Genomic DNA, 16879 nt, shown 5'->3' on the forward strand with positions numbered 1-16879 from the left:
TAAACGCCCGGCCTTTGGTCGGGCGTTTTCGTTTGTGGTGTTGGAATTTTTGGCAAAACGCCATCAGCGAAGCGTTATGCTTGCCGGGGTTTTTATAGGATGAAGGGTCGATGAGCAAAGTCAGTGTATTGGTGGTGGATGACGCCTCGTTTATTCGCGACCTGGTGAAGAAGTGCCTGCGTAACTACTTCCCGGGGATCAAGATCGAAGATGCGGTGAACGGCAAAAAGGCCCAGGCCATCCTGATGCGCGAAACCTTCGACATGGTGCTGTGCGACTGGGAAATGCCGGAAATGTCCGGCCTGGAACTGTTGACCTGGTGCCGTGAACAGCCTCATCTCAAAGCCATGCCTTTCGTCATGGTGACCAGCCGTGGCGACAAGGAAAACGTGGTGCAGGCGATCCAGGCCGGGGTTTCCGGCTACGTCAGCAAGCCATTCACCAACGAGCAGTTGCTGAACAAGGTCAAGCAGGCACTGAACAAGATTGGCCGCCTCGACGCGCTGATCGCCAGCGCACCGACCAAGATGAACTCGGCGTTCGGTAACGATTCCCTCAGCGCCCTCACTGGTGGCAAGCCTGACGCAGTCAAGCCGGCCCCGGTGGCGGCGCCCAGCAAAGGCCTGCTCAACAGCCCGCCGGTGCAGGTGGCTGCGGCAGCGTCGCCTGCCAGCGGTCGTGGCCAGGGCCAGTTGCGCCTGTCCAGTGGCACCCAGCAGTGTGTGATCAAGGCCCTGAGTATCAAGGAGGCGCTGCTGGTGGTGCGTCGTGGTGAAATCCTGCCTCAGGTACTGGAAAGCGCCGTGCTCGACCTGGAGCAGGGTGAGAACGCTGAAGTGGCGCGTCTCAATGGCTACCTGCATGCCGTGGTGGCCTACGAGCCCAAGCCCGACAGTGACTGGCTGCAACTGACCTTCCGGTTTATCGACCAGGATGCGCAGAAGCTTGACTACATTTCGCGGCTGATCGCCCGAGGGACCGCACAGAAGCATTTTGTGCCGGGTGCGTGACTTGATGGGGTCTCCAAAAAACCTGTGGCGAGGGGGCTTGTCCCCCGTTGGGCTGCGTAGCGGCCCCAAACCCTGTAATTGAGTTCTGCCTGACCCTGCGCGATAACTCTACTGGGGCCGCTGCGCAGCCCAACGGGGGACAAGCCCCCTCGCCACAGGGTTAGTGTTTGGTTCACATAGCACTGTCATGATCCCTTGTTAGCCTGCCATTCAGTCGTCCCTGGCAGGCCAACCCGATGCTCGTGCGCTCACTGCTGTTGTGTGGACTGTTCGCCGTTGTCATGCCGGCGATGTCCATGACCCTCTACAAATCCATCGACGCCGACGGCGCTGTGGTCTTCAGCGACCGGTACACGCCCGGGGCGCAGGCGTTTGTGTATCAGGAGCGGGTGATTCCCAAGCCTGTATATCCGTCGCAACCCGCTTCCTATCGTTATCCCTTGCCCTGGCGTGGCGGGCCGTTCCGTCTCACCCAAGGCCCCAACGGTACCTTCAGCCACTCTGAGCTCAAAAGCCGTTATGCGATGGACATTGCCATGCCTGAAGGCACGCCAATCATCGCGGCACGTGGCGGTGTCGTACTGAAAACCGAGAACGAGCAGAGCGGGCGCGGCAGCGATCCATCGGGCAATTTCGTGCGGGTGCAGCACGATGACGGCACGCAAGGCGTGTACCTGCACCTCAAGCAAGGGTCGGTCAGCGTCAGGGAAGGGCAGCGCGTGGCGGTGGGCAGCCCGCTGGCGCTGTCGGGCAATACCGGCAACAGCAGCGGGCCGCATCTGCATTTTGTGGTGCAGCGCACGACGGCGTCGGGGCTGGTGTCGATTCCCTATGAATTCAACCAGCCGGTGCAGGCGTTGCCCAACTTTGCGCTGGGCACGCGGTAAGGCTTTTGTAGGAGCGAGCTTGCTCGCGAAAAACCTGAGGGCGCTGCCGGGTGTCAGGATCCCAGCGTTATCGTTAACGTCCTTCGCGAGCAAGCTCGCTCCTACAGGGGGTGTGCCCTAGTCGAGCAACAGCACCTTGGCCAACACGATCTTCGGCCCTTTCATCTTCTTGATGATGATGCGCAGGCCTTCGACTTCCAGCACTTCTTCCTCTTCCGGCACCCGTTTCAGGGTGTCGTAGATCAGCCCGGCCAGGGTTTCGGCCTCGATGTGGTCCAGGTCGACGCCCAGCAGGCGCTCCACCTTGAACAGCGGCGTGTCGCCACGCACCAGCAATTTACCCGGCTGGTAAGCGAGGATGCCGCGCTCGGCCTTGCGGTGTTCGTCCTGGATGTCGCCTACCAGTACTTCCAGTACGTCTTCCATGGTCAGGTAGCCGATGACCTTGCCGTCGGCCTCTTCCACCAGGGCGAAGTGCGCGCCGCCTTTACGGAACTGCTCGAGCAGTTGCGACAGCGGCATATGGCGCGATACGCGTTCCAGCGGGCGGGTCAGCTCGGCCAGGTTGAACGACTCGGGAATGTGGTCCAGGGCCGCCAGTTCCAGCAGCAGGTCCTTGATGTGCAGCAGGCCGACGAACTCGTTGCGCACGGCGTCGTACACCGGGTAGCGGCTGAACTTGTGGCGACGGAACAGCGCCAGGATTTCCTTGAGCGGTGCGTTGAAGTCCAGGGTCACCAGGTCTTCCCGGGAGTTGGCCCAGTCCACCACTTCCAGCTCGCCCATTTCCACGGCGGAGGCCAACACGCGCATGCCTTGGTCGCTCGGGTCCTGGCCACGGCTGGAGTGCAGGATCAGTTTCAGTTCTTCACGGCTGTAATGGTGCTCGTGGTGCGGGCCAGGCTCGCCTTGGCCGGCGATGCGCAGGATGGCGTTGGCACTGGCGTTGAGCAGGTAGATCGCCGGGTACATGGCCCAGTAGAACAGGTACAGCGGCACGGCGGTCCACAGCGACAGCAACTCGGGCTTGCGAATGGCCCAGGACTTGGGCGCCAGTTCACCAACCACGATGTGCAGGTACGAGATCACGAAGAAGGCGGCAAAGAACGACACGCCCTTGATCACTTCCGGCGACTGCACACCGATCGCCCCCAGCAACGGCTCGAGGATGTGCGCGAAGGCCGGCTCACCGACCCAGCCCAGGCCCAGGGAGGCGAGGGTGATACCCAACTGGCAGGCCGACAGATAGGCGTCGAGCTGGCTGTGTACGGTGCGCAGGATCTGCCCGCGCCAGCCGTTCTTGTGGGCGATGGCCTCGACCCGGGTCGAGCGCAGTTTGACCATGGCAAATTCCGCCGCAACGAAAAAGCCGTTGAGCAGTACCAGGATCAGTGCAAAAAGAATCATGCCGAAGTCGGCGAAGAGTGTCGCGAGGGTGATGCCAGGGGAAGGGTCCATGATGGGGTTTTGCGGGTTCCGTCTAATCGAAAAGGGTGAGCAGGTGGGCCTGAAAGGCAGGCGCAAGTCCGCCAATGTAGCGGCTGACGGGGCGCTTGCCTAGTGGCGGCTGCCGGGCGGAGGGTCACTCGTCCTGATGAAGGACCCGGGAATGTGTCACCTGGGCCGGCGGGAAATGGCAGGTAAAGGTACTGCCGTGGCCGAGCACGCTACTGATTTCCAGCCGCGCGCGATGGCGCAGCAGCACATGTTTGACGATGGCCAGGCCGAGCCCGGTGCCGCCGGTGTTGGAGTTGCGGCTGGAGTCGACGCGGTAGAAACGCTCGGTAAGGCGCGGCAAATGCTTGGCGTCGATGCCCATCCCGGAGTCCTGCACGCTGAGGTGTGCGCCCTGGTCGTCGGCCCACCAGCGGATGCGGATGTTGCCTTTGTCCTGGGTGTATTTGACGGCGTTGAACACCAGGTTGGAAAACGCGCTGCGCAGCTCGCCCTCGCTGCCCTTGAGCAGGATCGACGGGTCGGCTTCGAGGGTAATCTGCTGCTCACGCTGCCCGGACAATGCCTGGGCGTCGCTCTTGATCGTCTGCAACAGGCTTTGTACCGGCACCGGATGGTTGTCCGAGGGGTAATCGGTGGCCTCGAGCTTGGCCAGCAACAGCAGGTCGTTAAGCAGGGTTTGCATGCGCGAGCCTTGCTGCTGCATCTGTTGCAGGGCACGGGTCCAGCGCGGGTTCACGTCTTCGACGTTATCGAGCAGCGTCTCCAGATAACCGCAGATCACCGTCAGCGGTGTGCGCAGTTCGTGGGAGACGTTGGCGACGAAGTCCTTGCGCATCTGTTCCAGCTGATGGATGCGTGTGACATCACGCACCAGCATCAAGTGTTCGTTATTGCCGTAGCGCGTCAGGTACAGCTGGATACGCACGCGGTCGTTGGTCGGTGACGGGATTTCCAGGGCTTCTTCGTAGTTGTCCTGCTCGAAATACTCCTTGAAACGCGGGTGGCGCACCAGGTTGGTCACCGGCTGGCCGCTGTCCTGGGGCGTCTTGAGGCCCAGCAAGGTCTCTGCGGCGCGGTTCCACCATTCCAGGTTGCCGTCGCTGTCGAGCATGATCACCGCGTCTTTCAGTGCGGCGGTGGACTCCTGCACCCGGTCGATCACCGCTTGCAGGCGCCCGCGTACACGCTGGTCGCGGCGTTGCAGGTGGTAGATGCTGTCGAACACCTCGCCCCACAGGCCGTAGCCGTCGGGTGGTGCTTCGTCGGGTTTGTGCTGGCGCAGCCATTCGTGCAGGCGCAGCAGTTGCTTGAGGGTCCAGCCCAGGTAAAGGCCCAGGCCGACGGCCAGGCTCCAGCCGTAATAGCCGCTGACCAGGCCCACCAGCAGGCAGCCGGTGATCAACAGGAGCATGTGGCGGATCAGGGTGCCATGCCAGTTTTGGTTCACTTAAACACGCGTCCTTTCAGCTGTCTGGGCAGTTCGGGCTGGCTCAGCCTTTGGTGGAAAACCGGTAGCCGGTGCCGCGCACGGTTTGTACCAGATTCTCGTAAGCGTCGCCCAAGGCTTTGCGCAGGCGACGGATATGCACGTCGACGGTGCGCTCTTCCACATACACGTTGCCGCCCCAGACCTGGTCCAGCAGTTGGCCGCGGGTGTAGGCGCGCTCCTGGTGGGTCATGAAAAACTGCAGCAGGCGGTATTCGGTGGGGCCCATCTCGGCGGGTTTGCCGTCGATGGTCACGCGGTGGCTGATCGGGTCCAGGATCAGGCCGTCGACTTCGATAGGCGCTTCGCCATCAGTGGGGCCGGCACGGCGCAGAACGGCTTTCAGACGGGCGACCAGTTCCCGTGGGGAAAAGGGCTTGGTGATGTAGTCATCGGCGCCGACTTCCAGGCCCTGGATCTTGTTGTCCTCTTCGCCCTTGGCGGTGAGCATGATGATCGGGATATCCCCGGTCAGCTCGTCACGCTTGAGGCGGCGGGCCAGTTCGATGCCGGAGGTGCCGGGCAGCATCCAGTCCAGCAGGATCAGGTCCGGCTTGCGGTCGACGATAATGGCATGGGCCTGCTGGGAGTTCTCCGCCTCCAGGCAGTCATAGCCGGCCATTTCCAACGCAACGGCGATCATCTCGCGAATGGGCGCTTCGTCGTCAACGATCAGAATGCTCCTGCCAACCATGCTAAATCCTCTTGTCATTTAACTGTCTTGCGCCGCATTAGATAACGGAATTATTGCAGTCGTGTGACAGTAATTTAGTCGCCTGGGCAATCCTTGCCTCTCTGGACTACGCTTTGGGTCCGAATCCTGACAACCACAAAAGGAAGGTTCCCATGACTCACAGTACTTTTTCCTGGAAAGCCCTGCTGGTAACGGCCGCGTTAACGCTGCCGACACTGGCGTTTGCGGCAGACCCGGCGATGACCAAGGACGGGATGCTGGTGGACCACAACGGCATGACCCTCTACACCTTTGCCAAGGACGCTGATGGCAAATCCATGTGCAACGACAAGTGCGCCACCAACTGGCCGCCGTTGATGGCCGAATCCACCGACAAGCCCATGGGCAAGTGGACCGTGATCACCCGTGACGACCAGAAAAGCCAGTGGGCCTACAGCGGCAAGCCGCTCTACACCTTCATCATGGACAAGAAGGCCGGTGACATGACCGGCGAAGGCAAAATGGACGGGGCGTGGAAGGTCGCCAAGCCTTGATGTGAGCCGGATAAGGGTGAGGGGCCTGGCCTCTCACCGAAATCCGTAGTCCGCGACAATCCCGACAAAAATCGCCAACCCGGCCCAGTGGTTGTGCAAAAACGCCTTGAAGCATTTGAGCCGGTCCTTGTCCCGGGTGTACCAGAACTCCCAGGCAAAACACCCGGCCGCCGCCAGCAAGCCCAGGTGGAACCAGCCGCCCAGCTCAAAACGCATCCCCGCCAGCCACAGGCACACCAGTGCCAGGCCCTGCAGGGTCAGGATGATCACCCGGTCGGCATCGCCGAACAGAATCGCGGTGGATTTGACCCCGATTTTCAGGTCATCGTCGCGATCGGTCATGGCGTAGTACGTGTCGTATCCCACCGTCCACAACAGGTTGGCGATGTACAACAGCCATGCCGCGGCGGGCAGGCTGCCCGTCTCGGCGGTGAACGCCATCGGCATGCCCCACGAGAACGCCGCGCCCAATACCACCTGCGGGTAATAGGTGTAGCGCTTCATGAACGGGTAGCTGGCCGCCAGCGCGAGGCCGCCCAGGGACAGCCAGATCGTCATGGAGTTGGTCAGCAACACCAGCAGGAAACTGATGACCATCAGCACCGCGAAGAACACCAGGGCCTCTTTCGAGCTGATCCTGCCGCTGACCAGCGGGCGCTGTTCGGTGCGTTTCACATGGCCGTCGACCTTGCGATCGGCCCAGTCATTGATGACGCAACCGCCGGCCCGGGTGAGTATCACGCCGAGCACGAAGATCAGGATATTGAGCAGCGATGGCGAACCCTTGCCGGCAATCCACAGCGCCCACAGCGTGGGCCACAGCAGCAGGTAAATGCCGATGGGCTTGTCCATGCGGGTCAACTGGATGAAGTCCCAGGCCCTTGGGTTCAGGTGATTCAGGGATTTGAGCAGGCGCTGGTACATCAGAAACGCTCCGGATGGTCGTGCACGGCTTGCCACAGGGTGGGCAGGAAGATCTCGGCCACCAGCACGCTCAGCGGCCCGCGGTCGAAGCGCGAGCGGCGTGCCCACAGGTGATCGGCCTGGTCCGCCGGGGGCAGCCATTCCCGTGGGTAGCGGCACACCTCGATGGCCTGGCGCGTGAAGGCGTGGTCACAAAACAGCAATTCCCCGAGAGACCGGCTGCCCAACTCATCCATGTGCAAGCCGTCGCCCTGCAAGGCGCTGCGGGCCGCCACGCTGCGGGCAAACACCCACGGCTGGCCATGGCCACGCAAATACACCTCGCGCACCCAGCCGATGCTGGCGGCGGGCAAGTCCAGGGTGGCGCATTCGTCGTCTCGCAGTGGCTGCCAGCCTTCGAACAACGGCGTCACGCTGAAGCCATCGTCGGACAGGCGCGTCAGGCGCCGGGTCAGCGAGCCTTCATCGAACAGCCAGTTGAGTGTCAGCGGCGTGGGCAGTGGGCTCAGAAGGCTCTGGGTCAGCCATCGGCAAGCATCGGGAAGGGCGTTTGAATGCGGCACGGAGGGTCATTATTGGCAGTTAATGAGGCGGCGAGCTTACCATGGTGCCCTGGACTTTTGCCGGAGTGCGCCAGGCCCATGCGTCGATCATGCTTGCATCTGCGCCTGCTGATCAGTACAAAACGCCCTGAGCCGCACGGCAAGTTACATCTATCGACCGTCGGCCAACGCGCCTGGACCTGAGGAAACAAGCAATGAAGAAGTGGCAATGTGTCGTCTGTGGCCTGATCTACGACGAGAAAGACGGATGGCCGGATGACGGCATCGCGCCGGGCACCCTGTGGCAGGACGTCCCCGAAGACTGGCTGTGCCCGGACTGCGGCGTGGGCAAAATGGATTTCGAAATGATCGAAATCGGCTGATTGCTGATTTAAATCGCAATTCAAGAACCGTACTAACTACAAGGAGAAAGGAATGAACGCACCTGTCGTGATCGTCGGCACGGGTTTGGCCGGTTACAACCTGGCTCGGGAGTTTCGCAAGCTCGATAGCGAAACCCCGCTGTTGCTGATCACCGCAGATGACGGGCGCTCCTACTCCAAGCCCATGCTCTCCACAGGCTTTGGCAAGAACAAGGAAGCCGATGGCCTGAGCATGGCTGAACCGGGCGCCATGGCCGAGCAACTGAAGGCCGAAGTGCGTACCCACACCCGCATCAGTGGCATCGACCCGGGCCACAAGCGCTTGTGGATCGGTGAGGAAGCGGTGGCCTATCGCGACCTGATCCTGGCCTGGGGCGCAGAAACCGTGCGGGTGCCGGTACAGGGCGACGCCGCCGAGCTGATTTTCCCGATCAACGACCTCGAAGACTACGCACGCTTTCGTGCCGCTGCGGCCGGAAAACGCCGGGTGCTGTTGCTGGGTGCCGGGCTGATCGGCTGCGAGTTCGCCAACGACCTGATCCTCGGCGGCTACGAGATCGACCTGGTGGCGCCGTGCGAGCAAGTCATGCCGACCCTGCTGCACCCGGCAGCCGCCGCAGCGGTGCAGGCCGGTCTGGAAGGCCTGGGGGCGCGTTTCCACCTGGGCCCGGTGCTCAATCGCCTGCAGCGCACCGCTGACGGCCTGGAAGCCCACTTGTCTGATGGCGAAGTGATCCAGTGTGATCTGGTGGTGTCTGCTATCGGCCTGCGCCCGCGTGTCGACCTGGCCGCCGCCGCCGGGTTGCAGATCAACCGCGGGATCATGGTCGACCGTCACCTCAAGACCTCCCACGCCAACATCTACGCCCTGGGCGACTGCGCCGAGGTCGATGGCCTGAACCTGCTGTACGTGATGCCCCTGATGAGCTGCGCCCGCGCCCTGGCCCAGACCCTGGCGGGTAACGCGACGGCCGTCAGCTACGGTCCGATGCCCGTCACGGTAAAAACCCCGATCTGCCCGCTGGTCGTCTCGCCACCGCCACGGGGCACCGAAGGCGTGTGGAGCGTCGAAGGGCAGGGCGGCGACATCAAGGCCCTGTGCCGCGACGCCAGCGGGCGCCTGCTGGGGTACGCCCTGACCGGCACGGCCGTGATGGAAAAACTGGCCCTCAACAAAGAACTTCCGCCGCTGCTGGCGTAAATGCTGGTCGTTCTGTCGGAATAAGCATCATTTTGACCGTAGAAAGGTCGCCGTGAGACTGGCGCAGGCCCCGATGGCATGCCATCCTCACTCCCGTCTGCCGCAGAGTAGAGCCTGCGGCGCCTTGGGCGCTGCTCCGATAGAGAGCAGCACGGACATAACAACAAAAAACCGTCAAAGAGGCTTCACTTATGCGTAAACCAGAACTCGCAGCCGCTATTGCAGAAAAAGCAGACCTGACCAAAGAACAGGCCAACCGCGTACTCAACGCCGTACTCGAAGAAATCACCGGCGCGCTGCATCGCAAGGACAGCGTCACCCTGGTAGGCTTCGGCACCTTCCTGCAGCGCCACCGCGGCGCCCGCACCGGCAAAAACCCGCAAACCGGCGAGCCGGTGAAAATCAAGGCGAGCAACACCGTTGCGTTCAAGCCAGGCAAGTCGCTTAAAGACAGCGTCAATCCGTAAGTCATGTAGAACGCGCTACGCACATGCGAGTGTGAGCGCGGGATGAAAAATGGGCACGCCGACTGGGTCGGGTGCCCATTTTTTGTGGGTGGGCAATCCTTGCTCAATCGTTGAGCTTCAAGCTGTCCACTCGTTCTCAATACACCATTGCTGTACATCCGCAATTAGTTGCGCCGATACCGGTTGCAGATTGGGGAGTTTTTTCTCGTATTTCTTAATACTTTCAACAAAAAATGTAATGAATGCCGCACCTATTAATTTGCGCTGAGCAGCTATGTCTTTTTTCAGTGGAACAAAATCTTCCTCGTCCATGGCGATATCCAGACCGAACATTTTGTCTTTTGCGTAATAACGGCAAAATGTTTTTCGTTCCAGGTTCTTCGGCAGGCATCGCATGCAGACCGCCAGTTCCCAGTCGAGGGTGGGATACTTTTTTTCAAGAATCTCACTCAGGCCATTTAGCTCGTCGGTGATTTCAAAGACCTTTGTCCAACTCGGTGAGTCCGATGTCGTATCGACTCGCATAAAGTATTCCTTATGTCAGTGCCTGCATTTGTTGCCCGGGGGTAGTTTTCCTCGGCGTTTAAAATATTTTCCGATTTTTAATCTTTCCCATACCTGCATATTGCCCTTCGTCGGTGCTGCCATAACCCTTTTGTAGGCAAGATTTTTGGATTTCAGCCACTTTTGGGTATATCGCCGATTCGGATTGACGGTTTCACCGACTTTCCAAACTTCACCTTTTTTCAAATAGACTTGGCCTATTGGCTTTTTATGGCCCCATGCCATCTCGTCATAAAAGCCGTCCTTTTTCGCAATCAGGTAATAAAGCTCGGGGGCCAGTCCCCATGGATCAATCCAGGATATTGGATTGGGGGCGTACTGATAAAAATTGAGCCCGCCGTCAAACTCAATCGGATCCGGTGTCGTAAACCGTCCCACGTCCGGATCATAAAACCTGAAAGTATTGAAATGCAGCCCCGTCTCCCGGTCCAGATACTGCCCCTGAAAGCGCAGGTTCTGTTCTTCGATGTAGTACGGCTCGCGCACTTCCTCAACCGTATTGCCCCACACACGATATGTCGCGCGCCAGACATTATGCCCGTCAGCTTCAGTCAGTTGCTCCGGCAGTCCGTTGAGGTCGTTGTGGTAGTAGCGGATTTTCTGCAGCGGCCCGGTGCCGTCAACGCGAGCCAAGGGTTCGCTGCCTTCATCTTCATAGATGTAAAGACTGGTCTGGCTGTGTTTATGCTCCTGCAATAACCGCAGCCCATCCCAGGTAAACCGGGTTTCCCCCAGGGGATAGCCGTCGTTGCCATGTTCGGTTTTCTCAATGCGTCGGCCCAACGGGTCGTAGATCATCCTGACTACGCTGCCGTTTTCATTGCGCACTTCAATCAGCCGGCTTTCTGCATCGTAGGCGAAGCGTTGCAAGCCACGCGCTGCGCTGCGTTTTTCGATCATCCGACCGAACGCGTCATAGCGATAACGCTTGTCCTGATAGGTCAGCAGTTTGTTATGCACGACCAGCCCAGCGCCTGACTGCGGGCCATCCAGCAGGTTGGCGGCGGCATCGTAGGCAAACGTTTCGCGCTGGCCGTGCAGGCTGTCCTGGCTGGCGATGATGCGGCCAGTGGCATCGTAGTGCAGCAGTTGGCGATGTTGTATGGCAGATTGCTGGTCGAACTTGCCGACCAAGTTGTCGGCAGGGTCATACTCGAACTGCTTTTGCGCTGTCGCTGGCATCAACGATGGCAGGCCTGTAAGGCGGTGTTGGCGTGAGCGTAGACGGCCGCTGCGGTCATACTCACTGCGGGTGCTGAGTCGGCCTTGGGTGCGCAGTACTTCGCGGTGCAGGCGGTCGCGTTCAAAGTCGCTGATGACCTGGCCGTCGAGATTGACCTGATGCAAGTGACCGCTGCCGTAGTACAGGCGATTGAGCCAGCGTCCGTCGGGTATCTGGGTCTGGATAAGATTACCGAGTTCGTCGTAGTGGTGCTGCAGGGTGCCCATAGAACTCTGTTCGGCAAGCATTTGGCCGAGGGCGTCGTAAGCGAAACCAAGGGCTTGGGTATTGCCCAGCAGGTCGGTGAAGGTGACGGCGGTGAGCTGGTCCAGCGGGTCGTAGGCGTAGTCGGTGCGCCCATCGTCGGTGGTTTTGGCGATCAGCCGACCTACTGCGTCACGTTCCATTTGATGGACAATGGGCGCTGGCGGCGTCTCGGGAACCAGGCCTAGCCCGTTGCCGTAGGGGGCCGGAGTGGCGGTCACCGTGGTGATATGGTCCAGTGGATTGTAGGTGTAGCTTTTGGCACTGCCATCGAGGTCTTGCTGCTCAGTCAGCCGATCCCCGGCGTCCCAGGCAAAGAGATAACGTTCGCCGTTCTCGTTGGTCAGTGCTTGCAGGCGCCCATAGCTGTCATAGCCGAACTTCACCTGCCGGCCATGAGCGTCGGTGCGCAGGCTTATCTGGCCACGTCGATTGTGCTGGTAGAGCGTGGTATGTCCGGCAGGGTCGGTGTACCCCACGAGTTGGCCGCTGACATCGCGTTGAAACAGCTCGATGCGACCGTCCGGCAGTTGGTTGCTGAGTAAGCGCCCCTGGAGGTCGTAGCTGAATTGAGTGCGCTCGCCAAGCGCGTCGGTGATCACCTGCAGATAGCCGCGCTCGTCGTAGCTGAAACGCGTGGGATAACCCGAGCAATCAATGTGTTCGACCAATTGCCCGAACGGATTCCAACGCAGTTTTTTGCTTTTACCGGAGGCGTCGATGATTTCCACGACCTGGCCGTGGGCGTCATAGCGATAGCGGGTGAGGTGGCCCAGCGGGTCGGTTTCGGCAACGCAATTGCCGCGAGGATCATAGCGATACTGCCAACTGTTGCCGGCGGCGTCGGTCTCCACCAGGGGTAACGCCCAGTGTTCAAGCCACAACGTTGAATCGCTGCGGCCCAACGGGTCCGTTTCGCCGATCAGGTTGCCGGCGTCATCATGCTTGTATTCATAGCGTCCACCTTGCGGGTCGGTGGCGCTGAGAAGTTGGCGTTCGTCATTCCACTCGAACAGCCAGGTTTGCCCCAGCTTATCGCTGTATTGAATGATCTGGTGCTGAGTATTCCAATGTCGGGTGCTGACGCGCTGTAAGCCGTCGATGATACGGGTGAGGCCCGCCTTCAAGTCATAGTCGAACTGGTAGGAGTCACCTTCATCGGTCCAGTGTCGGACGACTCGCCACTCTGAGTTTTCAATCAGTGCCCATTCATAGAAGCACCGCAACCCGGTGGGTAACTGATGCTCCACCATTCGGTGCCCGGCATCGTACGTGAAGCGCCGCTGCACCTGGCCAGAGGCATCGCGCACCTCTGCCAGATTGGCCCTGGCGTCATAGCCGTAGCTGACGAGCACTTCGCGACGTTGATCTGGGAATAGGCGTTCGACGCGAGTGACGTGCTCATGTTCGCGTATCAACTCGACCTGCACCAAGTCGAAGGTATCGCGCAGGCGTACCAGGCGTCCGGCCTGGTCGTAGTCGAGATGAATGCGGTTGTCGTTGCGGTCGCCAAGTTGAATCAGGCGCAGCAGCGACGGGTTGGCTGTGGGCTCAAACAAACGATATAGGCCGTCGTCACTTTCAATCAGCAACTGCCCGTTGAGGTGCCGACGCACAGAGAGCCCTTCGCCGGGGCTGAACACCGCCCCCCCCAACGGGATCGAGCCCATGTCGATAGGGCGCCCCTGCTCGTCGGTGTAGACCAGCGCTTCACCGCCTTCTGGATGAGGTTGGATTTCGACGCATACTTCATAAGCCACACTCCAGCCTGTACCGAACAGTGTGCCTGGGCGTTCGTCGCGGCTGTTGTAGAAGCGTTGCCAGTCAATCGGCAGGATGGCGGGCAGTACAAAATCCAGTTCATCGGTGCCGCCCAGCACCTTCGCTCCCGTTGCAGCATGCACCGGATTCGACGAGCCCATGGCAGCGTTGGTCATCGCGTCCATCGCGCTGCTGACGGCCATCGAAGTAGCCCCGCCAATCAGCATGCACGGCAACTTGCTGAAGAACTTGCCCTTGCCGCCCTTGAGCATCAGTAACGCGGTGACCGCCAACCCCACGCCCGGCGTCTTGCCACTGCGTATTTCCCGCACCACCACTGACCCGCCGCCAATGGTCACGTTCGATGAAATCAACCCGGACGACACCACTGTTGCATCGCAGGTACTACGATCACCACTGCGCACCGCAGGCTGGCCATTGATCGTGACCTTATCCGAACCCTCGGCCAGGAACTGCGGAGGCATCGGTGGATGCTTCATGCAGGTGACCAAGTCCAGAGGCTTGGGCACGGCTCCTGGTGTGGGAGTAGCCACCGTGGGGCGCCACATTTGGGAGAAGAAGCTCTCGGCCATATCCAGATAACTGGCTTCTGGTTCGGGTGCGGGTTCTTCCAGTTCGGTTCCGGCTGGCGCGACATGCGAGCTGATCGCCCCCGCGGCACGTGCGGCGGGAAGGTTGTTGGTCAGGGTATCGGTGGCACCGGTGAGAATATTCGCCTGTACCGTGGGCGGAAACAGGGCGTTGCTGAAGCTGTCGCATAAATTGGTGAGGCCTTTGTCCGCCCCGCTCTTGCTCATGAGAAGGCCGACAACTGTGCCCACCACTGCGCCGAGCAGGACGCATCCGAGTCCGCCGGTAGCGACGGTGATACCGGTAGCAGCCACCACGGCAGCAGTCGCTACTGCAGTGATCGCGATATTGGCCGCCACCTCCAACACACCGCCGAGGATGTCGGCCATCATTGAGGTGTGGGAGAGCGCGTCGCCCATGCGAGCGGCCCATAGAGCATCAGACATGCATGGTGCCCATCAGGAAATCGCGTCGAACGACAATGAGTTTTTGATCGTCGCCCAGTGCGCCGCCTCGGCATCGCCCAGCTTGTCTGCCTTCACATAACTCAAGGCGAGCATCTTGCGTGTGCCCGGGATTACCAGAGCCAGTTGGTACTGGAACACCTTGTCACTGCCCTTGCTGAACTGGCTGCGGAGCTCTATGCCTTCTACTTCCTTTGTTGCACCTAGACGGACACCGACGCCCGGTTGATAGCGCAAATCCTGCACCTGTTTTTCCAGGCGTTTGAGCTGTTCGTCGAAGTTGCTGTGCAGGGTTTCGCCATCGGTGAGGAAGCTGCGGCTGATGATCAAGGAAGTGCCCAGCTCGGGGAACTTGAGGATATTGATCGTAGCGTCCTGCAGCTCGCCGGCCGGCAGTTGGAACTGAAATTCGTTAATTCGGTACGTCATGGAAAACAGGTCTCGTCAGGAGCTTTTAGGCGCGGGGAACGCGGCTTTGATATTGGCGTCGATGCTGGCTTTCATGCCCTGACCATCGGGTGTTGCGCCGGGGCCGCCGCCGTTGTTCAGGTGCAGGACGCCGCCGGTATTGAATTCGGCATCGCCGCTGGCGTGGAAGCTGATATTTACGCCACTCAGGTTGATCTGCCCGCTGGCGTTCAACTCCAGGATGCTTTTACCGCAGACCAATCGCAGGTTTTCGCCCACTTCAATCACGTAGCTCTGGCTGATGCTGTCGGTCTTTCTCTGGCCCACCGAGAGGATGTCTTGATGCTTGACGATGCGCACTCGATTGTTCCCAATCGTCACCGTCTCGTTATGCCCAATACTCTTGTTCCGGTCATGCCCCACCGAATGGCTTTCATCCACCTCCACCACGATGTCCTGATTACGCTCGGCATGGATGTACAGCTGCTCCAACCCCTTCTTGTCCTCCATGCGGATTTCATTGAAGTTGGCTGGTGTGCCGCCTTTGCTGGAGCGGCTTTTCATCCCGCTCTGGGTGGCGTTTTCCGGCAAGTCGTAAGGCACGGTCTGCTCGGCGTTGTACACCCGGCCGGTGATGATCGGCCGGTCGGGATCGCCTTCCAGGAAGCTCACAATCACTTCCTGGCCGATTCGCGGGATCTGCATCGAGCCCCAGTTTTTTCCGGCCCAGGACTGCGACACGCGAATCCAGCACGAGCTGTTTTCGTTGGACTGGTCGTGGCGGTCCCAATAGAAATGCACCTTGACCCGGCCATATTGGTCGGTCCAGATTTCTTCGCCCTTGGGGCCCACCACCAGCGCGGTCTGCGGGCCTTTGACGATGGGCCGGTAGGTGTTGGCCAGCGGGCGGAAACTCTGTTGCGCGTCGATGCAGGTAAGGGTGCTTTCGAACTGCGCCGAAGGCGCGCCACCGCCGCTTTCGAGGCTTTCCTGGGAGATGTAGTAGCGGGCGCCGACGATCAGGTATTCGCGGTTCTGGTCGCGGCGACTGAAGCCGGTGAGGCTGAACAGGTGGCCGGAACCCAGGCCCCGGGCGTTGCCGCTGAACTCCACTTGTTCGTGCAGGGTTTGCAGGGCTTCGATGCGGGTGCGGGCGTAGTGTTCGCCGTCTTCGCTTTTGACGTAGGTGCCGGGGTAGTCGTACAGCGGGTAGTCGCCGGCGGTGTGCGGGCGCGGCATGGCCGAGCGCACGTCGATGCTCGCGCTGGGGCGCTGGAAGTCGTAGTCGTTGAGCTCAAGGGAGCCGGGCTGTACTTCCTGTGCCAGGTGCCAGTTGTGCATATGGTCGCGTTCGCGCTGCTGCTCGTCCTTGGGGTAGTAAGGCACCGAGGCGTAGCCGGGCACGTTGGCGTGGGCACCGTAGGCATCGGCCAGCACCAGCACGTGGCGGTCCTGCTCGTGGCGGAAGAAGTAGTAGATGCCTTCCTGTTCCATCAGGCGGCTGACGAAATCGAAGCTGGTCTCGCGGTACTGCACGCAGTATTCCCACTCGCGGTACGGGCGGCTCAAGGCGTCTTCGAAGTCGGAAAAACCCAGGTCGCGAAACACCTGCTTGATGATCTGCGGGATGCTCAGGTTCTGGAAAATCCGGCAGTCGGAGGTGCGGCTCAGCAGCCACAACCACGGGCGCAAAGTCACCTGATAGCTGGCGAACTGGCCCTGGTCGATGTTCTGGCTGCAGCGGGCGACGATGCCGTGGAAGTGTCGCTCGCCACCGTCCGCCAGTTGCAGGTTCAGGCTCATGGGCTTGCCCAGCAACTGGTTGAGGTCGATGTTGGCGTCCAGCGAGGTCAGCTGCAGTTCGAAATTGAACAGCCGACCCAGCTCTTCGCCGCCACCCATTTCATTGAGCAGCAGCACATCCGGCCCCAGGGGGCTGGTGATCTTGGCCAGGCGTGAGGCTTGGTTGAATAACATCGGTTAACCCGTAAATAGCGTAATAACTGTAGGAACCGGCTCC

Annotated in this window: 15 protein-coding genes; 6 read left to right on the forward strand and 9 right to left on the reverse strand. The window is 60.4% G+C overall.

The features are described 5' to 3' along the window. Nucleotides 1–110 precede the first annotated feature (110 nt). Together HX814_RS07665 and HX814_RS07670 are read left to right on the forward strand one after the other, a co-directional pair. Nucleotides 111–1010, forward strand: a complete 900-nt coding sequence (locus HX814_RS07665; protein ID WP_003213389.1) for a response regulator — start codon at nucleotides 111–113, stop codon at nucleotides 1008–1010. A 236-nt stretch (nucleotides 1011–1246) separates the two neighbouring features. Then, nucleotides 1247–1897, forward strand: coding sequence for a M23 family metallopeptidase (locus HX814_RS07670; RefSeq protein WP_008439474.1), 651 nt, complete (start codon nucleotides 1247–1249; stop codon nucleotides 1895–1897). Between the two features lie 117 nt (nucleotides 1898–2014). Here the strand turns inward: HX814_RS07670 and HX814_RS07675 are convergent, their stop codons facing one another. The 3 genes from HX814_RS07675 to phoB all read right to left on the reverse strand — a co-directional run bounded on the left by HX814_RS07675 (nucleotide 2015) and on the right by phoB (nucleotide 5535). Further along, complete coding sequence (locus HX814_RS07675) at nucleotides 2015–3355, reverse strand: hemolysin family protein (protein WP_003213385.1); 1341 nt, start codon at nucleotides 3353–3355, stop codon at nucleotides 2015–2017. 124 nt (nucleotides 3356–3479) lie between these two features. Continuing rightward, the gene (gene phoR, locus HX814_RS07680; RefSeq protein ID WP_003213382.1) at nucleotides 3480–4802 is read right to left on the reverse strand and encodes a phosphate regulon sensor histidine kinase PhoR; all 1323 of its coding nucleotides are present in this window, start codon (nucleotides 4800–4802) and stop codon (nucleotides 3480–3482) included. 43 nt (nucleotides 4803–4845) lie between these two features. After that, entirely contained in the window at nucleotides 4846–5535 is a 690-nt protein-coding gene (gene phoB / locus HX814_RS07685) for a phosphate regulon transcriptional regulator PhoB (RefSeq protein ID WP_003195617.1), read from the reverse strand. A gap of 152 nt (nucleotides 5536–5687) precedes the next feature. On the opposite strand from phoB, the gene HX814_RS07690 reads away from it, so the two are divergent. Beyond that, nucleotides 5688–6068 carry a hypothetical protein gene (locus HX814_RS07690; RefSeq protein WP_003213380.1) on the forward strand — a complete coding sequence of 127 codons (381 nt, stop codon included), beginning with the start codon at nucleotides 5688–5690 and terminating at the stop codon, nucleotides 6066–6068. Nucleotides 6069–6101: 33 nt separating this feature from the next. Here the strand turns inward: HX814_RS07690 and ubiA are convergent, their stop codons facing one another. Beyond that, the gene (gene ubiA, locus HX814_RS07695; protein WP_177009045.1) at nucleotides 6102–6992 is read right to left on the reverse strand and encodes a 4-hydroxybenzoate octaprenyltransferase; all 891 of its coding nucleotides are present in this window, start codon (nucleotides 6990–6992) and stop codon (nucleotides 6102–6104) included. Continuing rightward, nucleotides 6992–7555 (reverse strand): chorismate lyase, encoded by a 564-nt coding sequence (locus HX814_RS07700; RefSeq protein ID WP_177009046.1) that lies wholly within the window; start codon nucleotides 7553–7555, stop codon nucleotides 6992–6994. Before HX814_RS07700 ends, ubiA begins: the two co-directional genes overlap by 1 nt. A gap of 194 nt (nucleotides 7556–7749) precedes the next feature. Between HX814_RS07700 and HX814_RS07705 the strand changes: the two genes are divergently transcribed. The 3 genes from HX814_RS07705 (at nucleotide 7750) to HX814_RS07715 (ending at nucleotide 9585) form a co-directional block, all read left to right on the forward strand. Continuing rightward, entirely contained in the window at nucleotides 7750–7917 is a 168-nt protein-coding gene (locus HX814_RS07705) for a rubredoxin (protein WP_003213373.1), read from the forward strand. A gap of 52 nt (nucleotides 7918–7969) precedes the next feature. Next, a complete protein-coding gene (locus HX814_RS07710; protein WP_003213371.1) occupies nucleotides 7970–9118 on the forward strand; it encodes an NAD(P)/FAD-dependent oxidoreductase in 1149 nt (382 codons plus the stop codon). A gap of 191 nt (nucleotides 9119–9309) precedes the next feature. Continuing rightward, nucleotides 9310–9585, forward strand: coding sequence for an HU family DNA-binding protein (locus HX814_RS07715; RefSeq protein ID WP_003213368.1), 276 nt, complete (start codon nucleotides 9310–9312; stop codon nucleotides 9583–9585). Nucleotides 9586–9702: 117 nt separating this feature from the next. Here the strand turns inward: HX814_RS07715 and HX814_RS07720 are convergent, their stop codons facing one another. Genes HX814_RS07720 through HX814_RS07735 form a run of 4 tightly spaced genes read right to left on the reverse strand, consistent with a single transcriptional unit; the run spans nucleotide 9703 to nucleotide 16836 of the window. Then, on the reverse strand, nucleotides 9703–10110 hold the full coding sequence (locus HX814_RS07720) for a hypothetical protein (protein WP_003213360.1): 408 nt from the start codon (nucleotides 10108–10110) through the stop codon (nucleotides 9703–9705). A gap of 15 nt (nucleotides 10111–10125) precedes the next feature. Continuing rightward, the gene (locus HX814_RS07725; RefSeq protein ID WP_177009047.1) at nucleotides 10126–14433 is read right to left on the reverse strand and encodes an RHS repeat-associated core domain-containing protein; all 4308 of its coding nucleotides are present in this window, start codon (nucleotides 14431–14433) and stop codon (nucleotides 10126–10128) included. A 12-nt stretch (nucleotides 14434–14445) separates the two neighbouring features. Then, complete coding sequence (locus tag HX814_RS07730; RefSeq protein WP_003213356.1) at nucleotides 14446–14880, reverse strand: DcrB-related protein; 435 nt, start codon at nucleotides 14878–14880, stop codon at nucleotides 14446–14448. A 15-nt stretch (nucleotides 14881–14895) separates the two neighbouring features. Continuing rightward, nucleotides 14896–16836, reverse strand: a complete 1941-nt coding sequence (locus tag HX814_RS07735; RefSeq protein ID WP_003213354.1) for a type VI secretion system Vgr family protein — start codon at nucleotides 16834–16836, stop codon at nucleotides 14896–14898. Nucleotides 16837–16879: the final 43 nt, after the last annotated feature.

The sequence above is a fragment of the Pseudomonas sp. C8002 genome, assembly GCF_013385765.1.
In the GTDB taxonomy this organism is placed as follows: Bacteria; Pseudomonadota; Gammaproteobacteria; order Pseudomonadales; family Pseudomonadaceae; genus Aquipseudomonas.

What these genes read in the sequence shown, in the direction of transcription:
- HX814_RS07665 (WP_003213389.1), top strand. Translation starts at nt 111, where the DNA reads ATGAGCAAAGTCAGTGTATTGGTGGTGGATGACGCCTCGTTTATTCGC.
- HX814_RS07670 (WP_008439474.1), top strand. Translation starts at nt 1,247, where the DNA reads ATGCTCGTGCGCTCACTGCTGTTGTGTGGACTGTTCGCCGTTGTCATG.
- HX814_RS07675 (WP_003213385.1), bottom strand. Translation starts at nt 3,355, where the DNA reads ATGGACCCTTCCCCTGGCATCACCCTCGCGACACTCTTCGCCGACTTC.
- phoB (WP_003195617.1), bottom strand. Translation starts at nt 5,535, where the DNA reads ATGGTTGGCAGGAGCATTCTGATCGTTGACGACGAAGCGCCCATTCGC.
- HX814_RS07690 (WP_003213380.1), top strand. Translation starts at nt 5,688, where the DNA reads ATGACTCACAGTACTTTTTCCTGGAAAGCCCTGCTGGTAACGGCCGCG.
- ubiA (WP_177009045.1), bottom strand. Translation starts at nt 6,992, where the DNA reads ATGTACCAGCGCCTGCTCAAATCCCTGAATCACCTGAACCCAAGGGCC.
- HX814_RS07705 (WP_003213373.1), top strand. Translation starts at nt 7,750, where the DNA reads ATGAAGAAGTGGCAATGTGTCGTCTGTGGCCTGATCTACGACGAGAAA.
- HX814_RS07710 (WP_003213371.1), top strand. Translation starts at nt 7,970, where the DNA reads ATGAACGCACCTGTCGTGATCGTCGGCACGGGTTTGGCCGGTTACAAC.
- HX814_RS07715 (WP_003213368.1), top strand. Translation starts at nt 9,310, where the DNA reads ATGCGTAAACCAGAACTCGCAGCCGCTATTGCAGAAAAAGCAGACCTG.
- HX814_RS07720 (WP_003213360.1), bottom strand. Translation starts at nt 10,110, where the DNA reads ATGCGAGTCGATACGACATCGGACTCACCGAGTTGGACAAAGGTCTTT.
- HX814_RS07725 (WP_177009047.1), bottom strand. Translation starts at nt 14,433, where the DNA reads ATGTCTGATGCTCTATGGGCCGCTCGCATGGGCGACGCGCTCTCCCAC.
- HX814_RS07730 (WP_003213356.1), bottom strand. Translation starts at nt 14,880, where the DNA reads ATGACGTACCGAATTAACGAATTTCAGTTCCAACTGCCGGCCGGCGAG.
- HX814_RS07735 (WP_003213354.1), bottom strand. Translation starts at nt 16,836, where the DNA reads ATGTTATTCAACCAAGCCTCACGCCTGGCCAAGATCACCAGCCCCCTG.